The sequence below is a fragment of the Pelomicrobium sp. G1 genome (genome assembly GCF_051905455.1).
GTDB lineage: Bacteria > Pseudomonadota > Gammaproteobacteria > Burkholderiales > UBA6910 > Pelomicrobium.
Window position 1 is genome coordinate 58,089 of record NZ_JBQACR010000012.1, and the last position, 13,890, is coordinate 71,978.

General features: G+C 66.9%; 12 protein-coding genes. 8 read left to right on the forward strand and 4 right to left on the reverse strand.

The window, feature by feature from the left end; genetic code table 11:
- Positions 1-172: 172 nt before the first annotated feature.
- A complete protein-coding gene (fdxA, locus tag ACTFO6_RS12500; RefSeq protein WP_439934780.1) occupies positions 173-496 on the reverse strand; it encodes a ferredoxin FdxA in 324 nt (107 codons plus the stop codon).
- 248 nt (positions 497-744) lie between these two features.
- Between fdxA and trxA the strand changes: the two genes are divergently transcribed.
- Positions 745-1,071, forward strand: coding sequence for a thioredoxin TrxA (gene trxA, locus ACTFO6_RS12505; RefSeq protein ID WP_439934781.1), 327 nt, complete (start codon positions 745-747; stop codon positions 1,069-1,071).
- A 118-nt stretch (positions 1,072-1,189) separates the two neighbouring features.
- Complete coding sequence (gene rho, locus ACTFO6_RS12510) at positions 1,190-2,449, forward strand: transcription termination factor Rho (RefSeq protein ID WP_147800839.1); 1,260 nt, start codon at positions 1,190-1,192, stop codon at positions 2,447-2,449.
- Between the two features lie 94 nt (positions 2,450-2,543).
- Here rho and ACTFO6_RS12515 read toward each other — a convergent pair whose 3' ends face one another.
- Positions 2,544-3,782, reverse strand: a complete 1,239-nt coding sequence (locus tag ACTFO6_RS12515) for an MFS transporter (protein WP_439934782.1) — start codon at positions 3,780-3,782, stop codon at positions 2,544-2,546.
- 196 nt (positions 3,783-3,978) lie between these two features.
- On the opposite strand from ACTFO6_RS12515, the gene ACTFO6_RS12520 reads away from it, so the two are divergent.
- The 3 genes from ACTFO6_RS12520 to ACTFO6_RS12530 all read left to right on the forward strand — a co-directional run bounded on the left by ACTFO6_RS12520 (position 3,979) and on the right by ACTFO6_RS12530 (position 7,386).
- A complete protein-coding gene (locus ACTFO6_RS12520; RefSeq protein ID WP_439934783.1) occupies positions 3,979-4,998 on the forward strand; it encodes an isocitrate/isopropylmalate dehydrogenase family protein in 1,020 nt (339 codons plus the stop codon).
- 90 nt (positions 4,999-5,088) lie between these two features.
- A complete protein-coding gene (gene rpmE, locus ACTFO6_RS12525; protein WP_333842887.1) occupies positions 5,089-5,307 on the forward strand; it encodes a 50S ribosomal protein L31 in 219 nt (72 codons plus the stop codon).
- A gap of 378 nt (positions 5,308-5,685) precedes the next feature.
- Positions 5,686-7,386: an ArnT family glycosyltransferase gene (locus ACTFO6_RS12530; protein ID WP_439934784.1), complete on the forward strand. Its 1,701-nt coding sequence runs from the start codon at positions 5,686-5,688 to the stop codon at positions 7,384-7,386.
- 7 nt (positions 7,387-7,393) lie between these two features.
- Here ACTFO6_RS12530 and ACTFO6_RS12535 read toward each other — a convergent pair whose 3' ends face one another.
- Positions 7,394-9,100: a glycoside hydrolase gene (locus ACTFO6_RS12535; protein ID WP_439934785.1), complete on the reverse strand. Its 1,707-nt coding sequence runs from the start codon at positions 9,098-9,100 to the stop codon at positions 7,394-7,396.
- A complete protein-coding gene (glgC, locus tag ACTFO6_RS12540) occupies positions 9,100-10,416 on the reverse strand; it encodes a glucose-1-phosphate adenylyltransferase (protein WP_439934786.1) in 1,317 nt (438 codons plus the stop codon). The genes ACTFO6_RS12535 and glgC overlap by 1 nt, the downstream gene beginning before the upstream one ends.
- 145 nt (positions 10,417-10,561) lie before the next feature.
- Here glgC and hslO point away from each other — a divergent pair, with 145 nt between their 5' ends.
- The 3 genes from hslO (at position 10,562) to ACTFO6_RS12555 (ending at position 13,733) form a co-directional block, all read left to right on the forward strand.
- The gene (gene hslO, locus ACTFO6_RS12545) at positions 10,562-11,437 is read left to right on the forward strand and encodes an Hsp33 family molecular chaperone HslO (protein WP_439934787.1); all 876 of its coding nucleotides are present in this window, start codon (positions 10,562-10,564) and stop codon (positions 11,435-11,437) included.
- Positions 11,438-11,455: 18 nt separating this feature from the next.
- Complete coding sequence (locus ACTFO6_RS12550) at positions 11,456-12,367, forward strand: DMT family transporter (RefSeq protein ID WP_439934788.1); 912 nt, start codon at positions 11,456-11,458, stop codon at positions 12,365-12,367.
- 178 nt (positions 12,368-12,545) lie between these two features.
- Positions 12,546-13,733, forward strand: coding sequence for an acetyl-CoA C-acyltransferase family protein (locus ACTFO6_RS12555; RefSeq protein ID WP_439934789.1), 1,188 nt, complete (start codon positions 12,546-12,548; stop codon positions 13,731-13,733).
- The last annotated feature ends 157 nt before the right edge of the window (positions 13,734-13,890 follow it).

A 13,890-nucleotide genomic window follows, 5' to 3' on the forward strand; every position in this document is an offset into this window, starting at 1 on the left:
GCGGAAAGACGCCGACCCTCCGGGGGCCACCCTCTCAGCGCTCGAGCAGGTCTCGCTTGTCCTTGACCTTGGCCCACGCGGAGGCGTATCCGCGCGCAGGGCGGAGCAGGGGCCCTGTCAGGGATGCGACCCCGGAGCGCGGAAAGACGCCGACCCTCCGGGGGCCACCCTCTCAGCGCTCGAGCAGGTCTCGCTTGTCCTTGACCTTGGCCCACTCGTCGGCGTCCGCCGGCGGATCCTTTTTCTCGATGATCGGCTTCCAGACCTTCGCCAGCTCGGCGTTCAGCGCGATGAAATCCCGCTGGTCCTCGGGCACGTCGTCCTCGGCATAAATCGCCTCCACCGGGCACTCCGGCACGCACAGCGTGCAATCGATGCACTCGTCGGGATCGATCACCAGGAAGTTGGGGCCCTCCCGGAAACAATCCACTGGGCAGACGTCCACGCAGTCGGTGTACTTGCACTTGATACACGCTTCGGTGACGACGTAGGTCATAGGCGGTCCTTGGAGGCTTCCATGCGCAAAAGGCAAATTTTCATTTTAGCAGGAAAGGCCCGGCGGACATCCTCCCGGGACCCTTGAAAAGCCGCGGCTCCGTCCCAATCTTGACGCATATCAAAAAGCGGGCGGGCTTCCCCGCGCCAGCCTTCTCAACCCGGGGGATTTTGGGCTAGGATAGAGACGCACTGCATCCGGCGTCCTGCCGACTCTTGAATTCCCTGGATCCAATACCGAGCGGCCTGATGAGCGAGCACATACGTTACGTAACCGACGATTCCTTCGAGACGGAGGTCTTGAAATCCGACATCCCGGTGCTGGTGGACTACTGGGCCGAATGGTGCGGCCCGTGCAAGGTGATCGCCCCCATCCTGGACGAGGTGGCCCGGGAGTACGCCGGCCGGCTCAAGGTCGCCAAGCTCAACATCGACGAGAACCAGTCCACGCCGCCCCGGTACGGAATCCGCGGCATTCCTACCCTCATGCTGTTCAAGAACGGAAACGTGGAGGCCACCAAGGTCGGCGCTTTGTCCAAATCCCAGTTGACGGCCTTTATTGACAGCCACCTTTAATACGAGTAGCCTTGGCTCCCGGTCCGAGTTAAAAGCTTGATTCGAAAAGACCCGGACCGGTTCCAGGCGCAGCATCCTCCCATCCTCTCCTTCCCTTGTTTTTCCGGGGTCGTTCTACATGCATTTGTCCGATCTGAAAAGTCTACCAGTGACCGAACTGGTCGAGATGGCGACCGCTAACGAGATCGAGGGCGCCAATCGACTGCGCAAGCAGGACCTGATTTTCGCCCTGCTCAAGAACCAGGCCCGCAAGGGCGAAAGCATCTACGGCAGCGGTACGCTGGAGGTCCTGCCGGACGGGTTCGGCTTCCTGCGCTCTCCCGACATGTCCTACCTGGCCGGCCCCGACGACATCTACGTGAGCCCGAGCCAGATCCGGCGCTTCAACCTCCACACCGGCGACACCATCGAGGGGGAGATCCGCACGCCGAAGGACGGCGAGCGCTACTTCGCCCTGGTGAAAGTGGACAAGGTGAACGGGGAGCCGCCGGAGAACGCGAAGAACAAGATCTTGTTCGAGAACCTGACGCCGCTGCATCCTACCGAGATGCTGCGGCTCGAACGGGACATCAAGGCCGAGGAGAACATCACCGGCCGCATCATCGACATCATCGCCCCCATCGGCAAGGGCCAGCGGGGGCTGATCGTCTCGCCGCCCAAGGCCGGCAAGACGGTGATGCTGCAGCACATCGCCCACTCCATCACGGCCAACTACCCGGAAGTCATCCTGATCGTGCTGCTGATCGACGAGCGGCCCGAGGAGGTGACCGAGATGCAGCGCTCGGTGAAGGGCGAGGTAGTGTCCTCCACTTTCGACGAGCCGGCCACGCGCCACGTGCAGGTGGCGGAGATGGTGATCGAGAAGGCGAAGCGGCTGGTGGAGCATAAGAAGGACGTGGTGATCCTGCTCGACTCCATCACCCGGCTCGCGCGCGCCTACAACACGGTGGTGCCGGCTTCCGGCAAGGTGCTCACCGGCGGCGTGGATTCCAACGCCCTGCAGCGGCCCAAGCGCTTCTTCGGCGCGGCGCGCAATGTCGAGGAGGGCGGCAGCCTCACCATCATCGCCACGGCGCTCATCGACACCGGCTCCCGCATGGATGACGTGATCTACGAAGAGTTCAAGGGCACCGGCAACATGGAGATCCACCTCGACCGGCGCATGCACGAGAAGCGCATCTACCCGGCGATCAACGTGAACCGCTCGGGCACGCGTCGCGAAGAGCTCCTGATCAAGCAGGACATCCTGCAGAAGATCTGGGTGCTGAGGAAGCTGCTCTATCCGATGGACGACCTCGAGGCAATGGAATTCCTACTCGATAAAATCCGCGCCACCAAGAACAATGCGGACTTCTTCGATTCGATGAGACGCGGTTAGGTCAGGCCTCGAGGTCTTCGGCCGCGGCTGAGCCGGGCTTGCTCCCTTCGGCGGCCGACAAACGCCGCCCTTCGTGGCCCGAAGTCCGTTGCGCCTAATCCGGCGTCCCGGATGCGGGAGCGGCTTCCGTGCGCGGATCCATCTCCAGGGCCTCGGTCGAGCTCTCGCCCATGGGGATGAAGGTGGTCGGCGCGACGCCTTCCGGCGCCGGCCTCCGGCTTTCAGCATAGCCGAAGGCGCCGAGGAGGAGCAGCACCACGGCGAAATAGACGAACAGGCTTCCCGCACCGAGGGCGTCCATCAGGTAGCCCGCCAGGGCCGGCCCGATCACCGCGCCGATGCCGTGCAGGAGCAGCAGCGCCCGGCTGGCTTCCAGCGTGTCCTCCGTCCGCATGAAATCGTTCACGTGAGCGACGCTCAGGCCGTATACGGTGAAGGCGAGTCCCCCGTAGAGAAAAGCGCAGGCGATCAGCGCGGCGTGGGATAGGTAGGCGAGGGTGAAGACGGCTAACGCCAGAACGGCGCCGAGGACGCTCACCACGGTAAGCACTGCCCGCCGGTCGTGCTTGTCGGAGAAGCGCCCGATGGGAAACTGCAGGAGCGCGCCGCCTAGCACGGCGGTGCTTACGAAGGCGGCCACGCCCGTCTCGGAAAAACCGATCCGGTAGGCGTACACGGCGCCCATGCCCCAGAAGGCTCCGTTGAGCAGGCCCGAGGCGAGGGCGCCGGTCGGGCCGAGGGGTACCCGGCGGAACAGGGATGCCGGGTGGATCACCGGGGTCACCACGGGCTTGGGCTCCTGGACCTTGGTCATCACGATGGGCACGAGGGCCAAGGAAAGAATGACGGAAACGACGCCGAAGGGGACGAAGGTGCGCACGTCCCCCACCAGGAGCAGGTACTGGCCGAGGGCCATGGTGACCAGGGTGACGGTCATGTAGCTGCCAAACAGGCGGCCCCGCGTCTTGTTGGTGGCGAGCGCGTTGAGCCAGCTCTCGATCACCATGTACAGGCCCACCATGCAGGCTCCGGTGATCGCCCGGAACAGACTCCAGGTGACGGGGTCCACGCTGAGGGCGTGCAGCACGGCCATGGTGGAGGCGACGGACGCCATGGCGGCGAAGGCCCGCACGTGCCCGACGCTGCGGATGAGCGGCGGGCACAGATAGCTGCCGGCGACGAACCCCAGGAAATAGGACGACATCATGGCCCCGGTCACCGCATCGGAAAATCCCTCGACGCCGGCGCGAACCCCGAGCAGCGTGAAGAAAAAGCCGATGCCGACCAGCAGGAGGCCGGTGCCGAAGAGCAGGGAAAAGATGGAAGCGAACATTTCTAGCCCGGATATTTCACGAAGACGCCCCTACGATGATGCCTAGGTGTGAGAAAAGCAGCGTTTTGGCGATTGCCTGGGCCGCCCGCGGCGGCGGCGCCGGCCGGCGCCCTCGAGACCTACGCCACGGTCACCCCACAAGTCAAGTACAATAGATCTTAGATCCCCGACCGTGAAAGGCCCTTAACCCGTGGGAATGGACCGCATCCCCGCCACCCTGATCCCCGGCGACGGCATCGGCCCCGAGATCACCGACGCCACGCTCCTGGTCCTGGACGCCCTGGGCGCCCCCTTCCTATGGGAAAGGCGCCTCGCCGGCATGGCGGCGGTAGAGGGCCATGGGGACCCGCTTCCGGCCGAGACGCTGGAGAGCATCCGCCGCACCCGGCTCGCCCTGAAGGGACCGCTCACGACGCCGGTGGGGGGCGGCTACCGCTCGGTCAACGTGCAACTGCGCAAGGAGTTCCAGCTTTACGCCAACGTGCGCCCGGCCCGCACGCTCCTTCCCGGCGGCCGCTACGAGGGCGTGGACATCGTGCTGGTGCGGGAGAACACCGAAGGCTTCTACGTGGGCTTCGAGCACTACATCCCGATGGGCGACGACCCGCGGGCCGCGGCCGTCTCCTCCGGGATCATCACCCGGGAGGGCTGCCGGCGCGTGGCGCAGTTCGCCTTCGACTACGCGCTGAAGCACGGCCGCCGCAAGCTCACCATCGTGCACAAGGCCAACATCCTCAAGGCACTCACGGGCCTGTTCCTGGAGACGGTGCGGGAGGTGGGCGCGAAGTACGAAGGCCGGATCCAGGTCGAAGACCGTATCATCGACGCCTGCGCCATGCAACTGGTATTGGATCCCGAGCGCTTCGACGTGATTCTCACCACTAACCTGTTCGGGGATATCCTTTCCGACCTGATCGCCGGCCTGGTGGGCGGCCTGGGGCTCGCGCCGGGGGCGAACATCGGGCGCGACGCGGCCATCTTCGAAGCCGTACACGGCTCCGCCCCGGACATCGCCGGCCAGGGGATCGCTAATCCTGTGGCGCAGATGCTGGCTGCCGCCATGATGCTGGAGCACGTGGGCCGCGACGACCTGGCGTCGCGCTTGAAACGCGCCTTAGAAGCGACCATGATCGAGGACGGCGTCCGTACCCGGGACCTGGGCGGCCGCGCCTCCACCGCGGAGTTCGCCCAGGCGATGATCCGCCGCCTCGCCTGAGCACGCCCTTGTCCGCAAAGGGCTTGTAGGAGATAATGTGCGTTTTTCTGGGCGCCTGCGGCCGGGCGTTCGTGCGGCAAGGAATGCGCCATGAAAGAAAAGATCCACCCCAAATACACCGAGATCACGGTCACCTGCAGTTGCGGCAACACCTTCAAGACCCGCTCCACCCTGGGACGGGACCTACACGTGGAGGTGTGCTCCGCGTGCCACCCGTTCTACACCGGCACCCAGAAGATCGTGGACACCGCCGGGCGGGTGGAGAGGTTCCGCCAGAAATACGGCAACAAGCGCGCGGCTCATACTTAAGCCCCCGCCGTTTTCCGCCCGGATTCGCCCGGGCTAACACTTCCTCTTCGAGCGCTCCAGCGGAACGTTCGATGGTGGCGTTCGCGCCTCCACGGCGTTCCGTCGACCGCGCACCGCTTCTTTCCCCCGCCCGGGCCGGGCCCAGGAAAGCCGTCCTGCCTGTCCGCCTCGGGCGCGAAGCGGTGCAACGGGAAGATATGCGGCTAAAATATGCCCCATGCCCGAGGCCCCGCTCCGCTCCGGTTCAACCGCGTCGGCCGTTCTTTTCCCCCGCCCGTCTTGGCATCCGCGGCTCCCCGATGGATCCAGCCCGCCCCACGATTCGCTAAGCCGCCCGCGCTCCTTCCGGCGCCGGGGTCCACGCCGAGGATGAGCGCCTTGGCCCTGACGCCCTTCCGCCCCCCCCACTCGCCGTACGCGAAGGTCCAGGAGCCGCCCCATCCTGGGTGGCTCTTCGCCCTGGTGATCGCGGCGTGGATCTTTCCAGGCCTGCTGGGCCACGACCCATGGAAGCCCGACGAGGCGGAAAACTTCGGCATCGTGTACCACATGATCCGCACCGGCGAATGGCTGGTGCCCACGCTGGCGGGAGAGCCGGTGCTGGAAAAGCCCCCCCTGTACTACGCGGTGGCGGCCGCCTTCGCCCGGCTCTTCTCCCCTCTGCTGCCCCTGCACGACGGTGCCCGGCTCGCTACCGGCTTCTTCATGGCCCTCACGTTCTTGTTCGTCGGGCTCACCGGGCGGGAGTTCTATGGGCGCGGCTACGGATGGGTGAGCGCCCTCTCCCTGCTGGGCTGCTTCGGTCTCATCATCCGCGGCCACCAGATCATCGCCGACGTGGCCCTGCTCGCCGGAGCCGCGGTAGCGTTCTGCGGGCTAGCGACGGGGCTGCGGCGTCCGGGCGCCGGGGGCGCTCTTTTCGGTACCGGCATCGGCGTGGCCTTCATGTCGGAGGGGCTCTTGGTGCCCCTGCTGAGCGCGGCCGTGGTGGCGTGCGCGGCCGCCGCTTCGCCTCTGTGGCGAACCCGCAACGTGGCCATCTGCCTGGCGCTGGGGCTCGCCTTCGCCGCGCCCTGGCTCATCGCGTGGCCCTACCTTCTGTACCGCCACTCGCCAGCGCTCTTCTCCGCCTGGCTCGCCGCCGACCTGGGGCGTGTTCCGGGACTGGCGTCCCTCACGCTGGAAAGCGCCTCGTTCTACGTGCGGGCCCTGCCCTGGTTCGCCTGGCCAGCCCTGCCCCTGGCCGTCTGGGCCCTGTGGCACGAGGGACGGGGTGGGTTCCGGCATCCCGGCGTGCACCTGCCCGCCGTGGCCTTCCTGGTAATGCTCGTGGGCGCCAGCCTTTCCACCAGCGCCCGGGACGTGGAAGGCCTGCCGCTGCTGATTCCCCTGGCCCTCCTCGCCAGCGCCGGCATCTACACCCTGCGCCGGGGCGCGGCCAATTCCCTGTACTGGTTCGCCGTGCTCGGCTTCAGCGTGCTGGCGCTGGTGGCGTGGTTTTATTGGGTGCCCCTGGCGCTGGAAGTGCCCGAGCGCCTGTTCCGGCACCTGGATCGCATGCGCCCGGGTTACAACTTCGGTTTCCGTCTGGTGCCCTTCCTGGTGGGGCTCGCCTACACCCTGGCGTGGGTCGGGCTGCTCGCCGCGCTGAGAAAGAACGCGGAGCGCCCGCTGCTGGCGTGGTGCGGCGGCCTCACTCTGGTGTGGTGCTTGATGATGTCCCTGCTCGTCGGCTACATCGATCACGCCAAGACCTATCGCGCGGTGGTCGCTTCGCTCCGCACCGCGCTTCCGGTGAATCCGCCCTGCCTCGACAGCCTCAATCTCGGCAAGGCGCAACGCGCCATGCTGGAATATTTCGCTGGCATCGTGACCCGGCCCGTCCCTACCGGCACCGAAGGATCGTGTACCTGGCTTCTCGTGCAAGGCGATCCCCGCCAGTGGACTGAACCTGCCGGGGAGTGGGAAAAAGTCTGGGACGGTAACCGCCCCCGGGACAAGAACGAGCTGTGGGTGCTTTACAAGAAAAAGCCGCCCGAGTCGGCAAAGGGGGCGCGACGCCTGGCGGCCTCCCCCTGATCTTGCCTCAAGAGGCGCGCCGCATGGTCCCGCCCGCCTCGGGCTCGCCGTGGCCGTGGCTCAAGGGGGTCGACAGCGCCGCGGGCGGGGGCAGCTTGAGCAAGCGGTAGAGGTTGCCCAGCTTGGCGCGGAAGCGCTGCTCGAAGCTCGCCACGGCGTGTTCCGGGTTGTCGTCTCCCAGCCACCAGAACCAATCCGAGCTTTCGCAATCGGCCAGTTGCTGGTGCGCGGCTTGAGCTTCCTCGGGCGCGAGGCGCCCGCTCTCCATCACCAGGTCGAAGTGCTGCTTGGCCGCGGCGAGCAGGTCCCAGGCCCGATTCTTGGCCGGCTCCCCGATCCAGGTGGAAAACGTGCCGTAGACCCAGCTCCCCGCCACCACCGGCGGCAGCGGCGGCGCCGCCTTCGTCTTCGCCAGGATGTCCCGGTAGGTGGTGGTAGAGATGCAGGGGTGGCGCTCGAGCAGCCCGTACAGATCTTCGAGGAAGAAGTAGCCGTTGTAAGGGTAGTACTCCCAGGCGTTCTCCCCGTCCAGGATCACGCTTACCAGGGGGTTACCTCCTTCGGGGAAACGCCGCCGGATGTCCTCCAGCCGGGAGAGGAAGTCGTTGGCCGCGTCCCGCCCGAACCAAGTCTTGTACTCGAAGCCGATCAGGTCGGAGAGCTGGTCGTCGCGAAAAAAACAGACGATTTCGCCCGCCGGACCGTGGTGCAGGTACGGACGGTAGAGCCAATGGATGCGATCGGAGAGGGGCTGGCCGCCGGCGCCCCGGCGCAGGGTGTTGGCGAGCACCGCCTGCCCGCTCGCGGTCCAGCGCACTCCGCGGCCCGCCAGGAGCTCGAGCAGGGGCTGGGACACGGCCCCCTCCGCCGGCCATACCCCCGCAGGGGACTCCCCGAAACGACGGGCATGGCTCTCCAGGGCCGAATCCAGATGCCATTCGACCCGGGTGCGCCCCCCAGGGTAGCCGACCGCCTGGGGCAGCTGCACCTCGGGCAGCGCCTCCCGGGCGCTGCGGAAATCGATGAGCAGGGGCGCGAGGGGATGGTAGTGGGGCGTAGTGGAAAGCTCGATCTGCCCGGAGGCCGCCAGCCGCCGGTAGCGCGGGACGATCTCCGCCACCACCTCTCCCACCAGGCGGAAAAGGGCGCGGCGGTCGTCGCAGCTGTAGCCCCCTCCCTGGGCCATCAAGCGCTGCACTAGCTCGTGTCTGCGCCGCACGCTCTCGCCAGTCCAGGCGAGGTGGTACCAGGTGAGCAAGTCCGCCAGGTACTGCCCGGACAGGTACGCGAGGGCCGCTTCTCCCTGGGCGGCTAGCTGCCGGTACAGTTCGTGGAGCCGCTTATACGGCGGGAAGGGCTCCACCATGGTGTGGTGGTTGCTGCGGAAGCAGGCGTCCAGGATAAAGCGCCGGGCCGGCGCCGGCAGGCGCTCCAGGTCCGGGGCCCAGAGGAGCTGCAGCAGGGGATCACGCACGGTTCCCGTGCGAAATTGCTCGGCGTAATCCTCCAACTGGTCCAAGAGCACCGGTACGAAATTGACCACCGCCTTCACCCCTGGGTGCCGCTCCAGGTGATGGGCCATGTCGGCGTAATCCTTGAGGGCGTGGAGGTACACCCAGGGCAGGGTGAACTCCCCCGTGCGGTGGTCGCGGTAATCGGGCTGATGCATGTGCCACAGGAGCACCAGCTCCAGCTTGCGGGAAGGGTCTGGCATCAGCGCACCTGGTGCACCCGCTGGCCCAGCATCTCCGGGGTGATCAGGGTCACCCCCTTCTCCGTCACGTAGAAGCGCCTGCGGTCCTCCTCCGGGTCGACGCCCACCTGCAGCCCCTCGGGGATGATGCAGCGGCTGTCCACGATCACCTTCTTGAGCACTGCCCGGCGGCCGATCTGCACGTTGGGCAGGATCACCGCGTCCTCGATGGTGCAGTAGGAATTGACCCGCACGTCGGAGAACAGAAGGGAGCGCCGCACGGTGGAGCCGCTGATCACGCAGCCGCCCGAGACCATGGAATCCACCGCCGCGCCCCGGCGCCCCTCCTCGTCGAACACGAACTTGGCCGGCGGCAGTTGCTCCTGGTAGGTCCAGATGGGCCATTGCTTGTCGTACAGGTTGAGCTGGGGCTTTACCGTGGTGAGGTCCAGGTTCGCTTCCCAGTAGGCGTCCACCGTGCCCACGTCGCGCCAGTAGGGAACGTCCTCCACCATGTTCACGCAACTGTCCTGCAGCCGGTGGGCGAACACCCGATAGCGCCGGATCAGGTAGGGAATGACGTCGCGGCCGAAGTCGTGCTCCGAGCGTGGCTCGTCAGCATCCCGGATGAGCTGCTCGTACAAGAACGGAGCATTGAAGACGTAGATGCCCATGCTGGCGAGCGCCAGGTCCGGCTTGCCGGGAATGGGCTTGGGATCGCCGGGTTTTTCCTGGAACTCGGTGATGCGCAGGTTTTCGTCGACCGCCATCACGCCGAAGGCCCTCGCCTCCTCCCGGGGCACCTCCACGCAGCCCACGGTGCAGTCGGCGGCGTTGGACACGTGGTGGGCGAGCAGCCGCCCGTAGTCCATCTTGTACACGTGGTCCCCCGCCAGGACCAGGACGTACTGGGGCTCGTAGGAGCGCAGGATGTCGAGGTTCTGGAACACCGCGTCCGCGGTGCCCTGGTACCAGCTTTCCTGGACGCGCTGCTGGGCGGGCATGACCTCCACGAACTCGCCGAGCTGGCCGCCGAGAAAGCTCCAACCCCGCTGGATGTGGGTGATGAGGCTCTGGGCCTTGTACTGGGTGACCACGCCGATGCGGCGGATGCCGGAATTGACGCAGTTCGACAGGGGAAAATCGATGATGCGGAACTTCCCTCCGAAGGGCACGGCGGGCTTCGCCCGCCAGTCGGTCAGGTGCTTAAGCCGCGAGCCCCGCCCTCCGGCCAGGATGAGGGCCAGGGTATTCTTGGTAAGCAGGCTGATGAAGCGAGTAGAAGCGTCGGCGCGGCTCGCGCCGGACATGCCGTTCTGGATCTGACTCGCGCCCATTCTTCCTCCTTTCCGCCGCGGCCGCGATGCCGGCAAGGCCGGCATCGCCGTGGGTTATAATGACGTGCATGCTTCGGCGACAAGTCAATCACGGAGACGAGCGCCGAGTCAACGCGACGCGTGCGCGATGCCCGAGCCGTCTTCCATGAACCAGCACGACGTTCTCCAGCCCTTTCTGTTCGAGCATGCCGCCGTGCGCGGCGGGCTGGTGGCCCTCGACGCCACCTGGCGGGCGGTGCTGGAAAACCGGGGTTACCCCCGCCCAGTGCGGGACGTGCTGGGGGAAACCATGGCGGCGGCGGCCCTCCTCTCCGCCACCCTGAAGTACTCCGGCTCCATGATCATGCAGATGCAGGGGGACGGTCCGATCCCCCTGCTGGTGGTGGAGTGCACCAGCGAGCTGGCCTTGCGGGGCCTCGCCCACTGGAAGGACGACCTGCGGGAAGGGCCCCTCTCCGAGCTGGTGGGGCCCGGCAGGTTCGCCATCACCCTCGATCCCCGGGAGGGCCGCCGCACCTATCAGGGCATCGTCGATCTCGCGGGCGAGAGCGTGGCCGCCGTGCTCGAGCACTACATGCTGCGCTCGGAACAGCTCGACACCCGCTTGTGGCTGGCCGCAGGGGAGGAGCGGGCCGTGGGCATGCTGCTGCAGCAGCTTCCCGGCACCTCGTCTTCCGATCACGACCTGTGGAATCGGGCCGTCACCCTGGGGGCCACCCTCACTCGGAGCGAGCTCCTAGCCTGCGCCCCCCGGGAGCTGCTGCGGCGCCTGTTCCACGAAGAGGACGTGCGCGTGTTCGAGACGAGGCCCGTCTGTTTCGGCTGTTCCTGCTCCCGGGAGCGGGTGGAGGCCATGCTGCGCATGCTGGGCCGCGATGAGGTGCGCTCGATCGTCGCCGAGCAGGGCATGGTGGAGGTCCGTTGCGAGTTCTGCAACCGCCGCTATGGCTTCGACGCAGTGGACGCGGAGCAGCTTTTCGCCGCGGCGGTAATGACCGCCCCGGGCGCCACGCGGCATTGAGCCGCTCGGGAGAGCGGCATGAGCCCGCGGGAATCGCCGCCGGCCGCCGGGCGCCCGTCCCCGGCGACCGGGGAGATGCTGGTCCGGACGGCGCCGGGGCTCTTCGTCCTACTGTGGAGCACCGGGTTCATCGGCGCCAAGCTGGGCCTGCCCTACGCCGAGCCCCTGACCTTCCTCATCCTGCGTTTCGCCCTCGCCGTCGCCCTGCTCGCTCCCCTCGCCCTGGGGCTAGGCCATCGCTGGCCGCGCAACCCCCGGGAGTTCGCCCACGTGGCCACGGCCGGCGTGCTGCTCCACGCCGGATACCTGGGCGGAGTGTTCTCCGCCATCCACCAGGGACTGCCCGCCGGGGTGGTTGCCCTGATCGTGGGCTTGCAGCCCCTCGCCACCGCCGTCGCGGCGCCGCGGCTCCTGGGCGAGCGGGTCACCCCGCGCCAATGGCTGGGCTTCGCCCTGGGGCTGGCCGGCGTGGCCCTGGTGGTATGGGACAAGCTCCGCTGGGAAGGCGCGCCGCCGGCCGCCTTCGCCTGGGCCGCGCTGGCCCTTGCCAGCATCACGGCAGGCACCCTCTACCAGAAGCGTCACGGTGGGGCCGCGGACCTGGCGGCCGGGAGCCTCATCCAGTTCGTGGCCTCCGCCCTGGTGCTCGCCCCCTTCGCCTGGTGGCTGGAGTCCCGTGCCATCGTGTGGAGCGGCGAATTCCTGTTCGCCCTGGGCTGGCTTGTATTGGTGCTTTCCCTGGGGGCCATCAGCCTCCTGTACCTCATGCTGCGCCGGGGCGAAGCGGCCCGAGTGACGAGCCTCTTCTATCTCACGCCCCCTGTGACCGCGGTGCTCGCCTGGCTCGCTTTCGGCGAGACGCTGGGTTCCACAGCGGTGATGGGCATGGGGCTCGCCGTCACGGGCGTGTGGCTGGTGATGCGCGGCTGAAGGGGAACGAAAAACCACAAAAAAATTCATTAAAACAATCGCATATCTATTATTGTTGTGGCGCATCATTCTTCTCGACAGGGCATGGGGGAGAGGCGTAAACTGGCTTTTCCATTCCTACCCCAAACAGCGCGGAGAAACGCGCTTTGAGCCCTGACCATCCCAAAGGAGAACGTCCATGGCCACTTCACGAGAAGTCGTTGTGCTCAGCGGAGTCCGCACCGCCATCGGCGACTACGGCGGCAGCCTCAAAGACATCCCCCCCACCGAACTGGGCGCCACGGTAGTGCGCGAAGCGGTCAAGCGCGCCCAGGTGGACGGGAAAGAGGTGGGCCACCTGGTGTTCGGCAGCGTGATCCACGGGGAAGCGAAGGACATGTACCTTTCCCGGGTGGTGTGTATCAACGGGGGGCTGCCCCATGAGACGCCCGCCCTCACCCTCAACCGGCTGTGCGGCAGTGGCCTCCAGGCCATCGTGTCCGCGGCCCAGACCATCTTACTGGGGGATGCGGACGTGGCCGTGGGCGGTGGCGCGGAGTCCATGAGCCGGGGCGGCTACCTGATGCCCGCCCTGCGCTGGGGGGCGCGCATGAACGCCACCCAGGCCATCGACATGATGGTGGGGGCGCTCACCGACCCCTTCGACACGGTGCACATGGGCATCACGGCGGAAAACGTGGCCGCCAAGTGGGGCATCAGCCGGGAACGGCAGGACGCCTTCGCCGTCGAGAGCCACAAGCGGGCGGCCAACGCCATCGACAAGGGCTACTTCAAGGAGCAGATCGTCCCCATCGAGATCAAGAGCAAGAAGGGAACGGTGGTCTTCGACACGGACGAGCACGTGCGCCGGGACGTGAATCCCGAAGGCCTCTCCAAGCTCAAGCCCGTGTTCCAGAAGGACGGCACGGTCACGGCGGGCAACGCCTCCGGCATCAACGACGGCGCGGCGGCGGTGGTGCTGGCGGAGGCGAAGTACGCGGAGAAGAAGGGCTTGAAGCCCATGGCGCGCCTGGTGTCCTACGGCCACGCCGGCGTCGATCCCAAGTACATGGGCATCGGTCCGGTGCCGGCGGTGAAGAAAGCCTTGGAGCGGGCCGGGCTCAAGCTCGCCGACATGGACGTGATCGAATCCAACGAGGCCTTCGCCGCCCAGGCCTGCGCGGTGGCGAAGGAGCTGGAGCTGGATCCGGCCAGGACCAACCCGAACGGCGGCGCGGTGGCCTTGGGACACCCCATCGGCGCCACGGGCGCGATCCTCACGGTGAAGGCCCTGTACGAGCTGCAACGCATCCAGGGCAAGTACGCCCTGGTGACCATGTGCATCGGCGGAGGCCAGGGCATCGCCGCTGTCTACGAGCGGCTCTGATCCCCCGGGGCGCGGCTCGTCTTCTGGACGAGTCGCCCCGCCGTGATGCAAGGGTTGAGCGTCCCGCCCATCCCTTTCTCTTTTTTCGCTTTACGGCTCAGCGGGTCCTTCCGCGGGCCAACAGGACCGGGCACCCAGCTCCTATGGGTCATTTTGG

What these genes read in the sequence shown, in the direction of transcription:
- fdxA (WP_439934780.1), bottom strand. Translation starts at nt 496, where the DNA reads ATGACCTACGTCGTCACCGAAGCGTGTATCAAGTGCAAGTACACCGAC.
- trxA (WP_439934781.1), top strand. Translation starts at nt 745, where the DNA reads ATGAGCGAGCACATACGTTACGTAACCGACGATTCCTTCGAGACGGAG.
- rho (WP_147800839.1), top strand. Translation starts at nt 1,190, where the DNA reads ATGCATTTGTCCGATCTGAAAAGTCTACCAGTGACCGAACTGGTCGAG.
- ACTFO6_RS12515 (WP_439934782.1), bottom strand. Translation starts at nt 3,782, where the DNA reads ATGTTCGCTTCCATCTTTTCCCTGCTCTTCGGCACCGGCCTCCTGCTG.
- ACTFO6_RS12520 (WP_439934783.1), top strand. Translation starts at nt 3,979, where the DNA reads ATGGACCGCATCCCCGCCACCCTGATCCCCGGCGACGGCATCGGCCCC.
- rpmE (WP_333842887.1), top strand. Translation starts at nt 5,089, where the DNA reads ATGAAAGAAAAGATCCACCCCAAATACACCGAGATCACGGTCACCTGC.
- ACTFO6_RS12535 (WP_439934785.1), bottom strand. Translation starts at nt 9,100, where the DNA reads ATGCCAGACCCTTCCCGCAAGCTGGAGCTGGTGCTCCTGTGGCACATG.
- glgC (WP_439934786.1), bottom strand. Translation starts at nt 10,416, where the DNA reads ATGGGCGCGAGTCAGATCCAGAACGGCATGTCCGGCGCGAGCCGCGCC.
- hslO (WP_439934787.1), top strand. Translation starts at nt 10,562, where the DNA reads ATGAACCAGCACGACGTTCTCCAGCCCTTTCTGTTCGAGCATGCCGCC.
- ACTFO6_RS12550 (WP_439934788.1), top strand. Translation starts at nt 11,456, where the DNA reads ATGAGCCCGCGGGAATCGCCGCCGGCCGCCGGGCGCCCGTCCCCGGCG.
- ACTFO6_RS12555 (WP_439934789.1), top strand. Translation starts at nt 12,546, where the DNA reads ATGGCCACTTCACGAGAAGTCGTTGTGCTCAGCGGAGTCCGCACCGCC.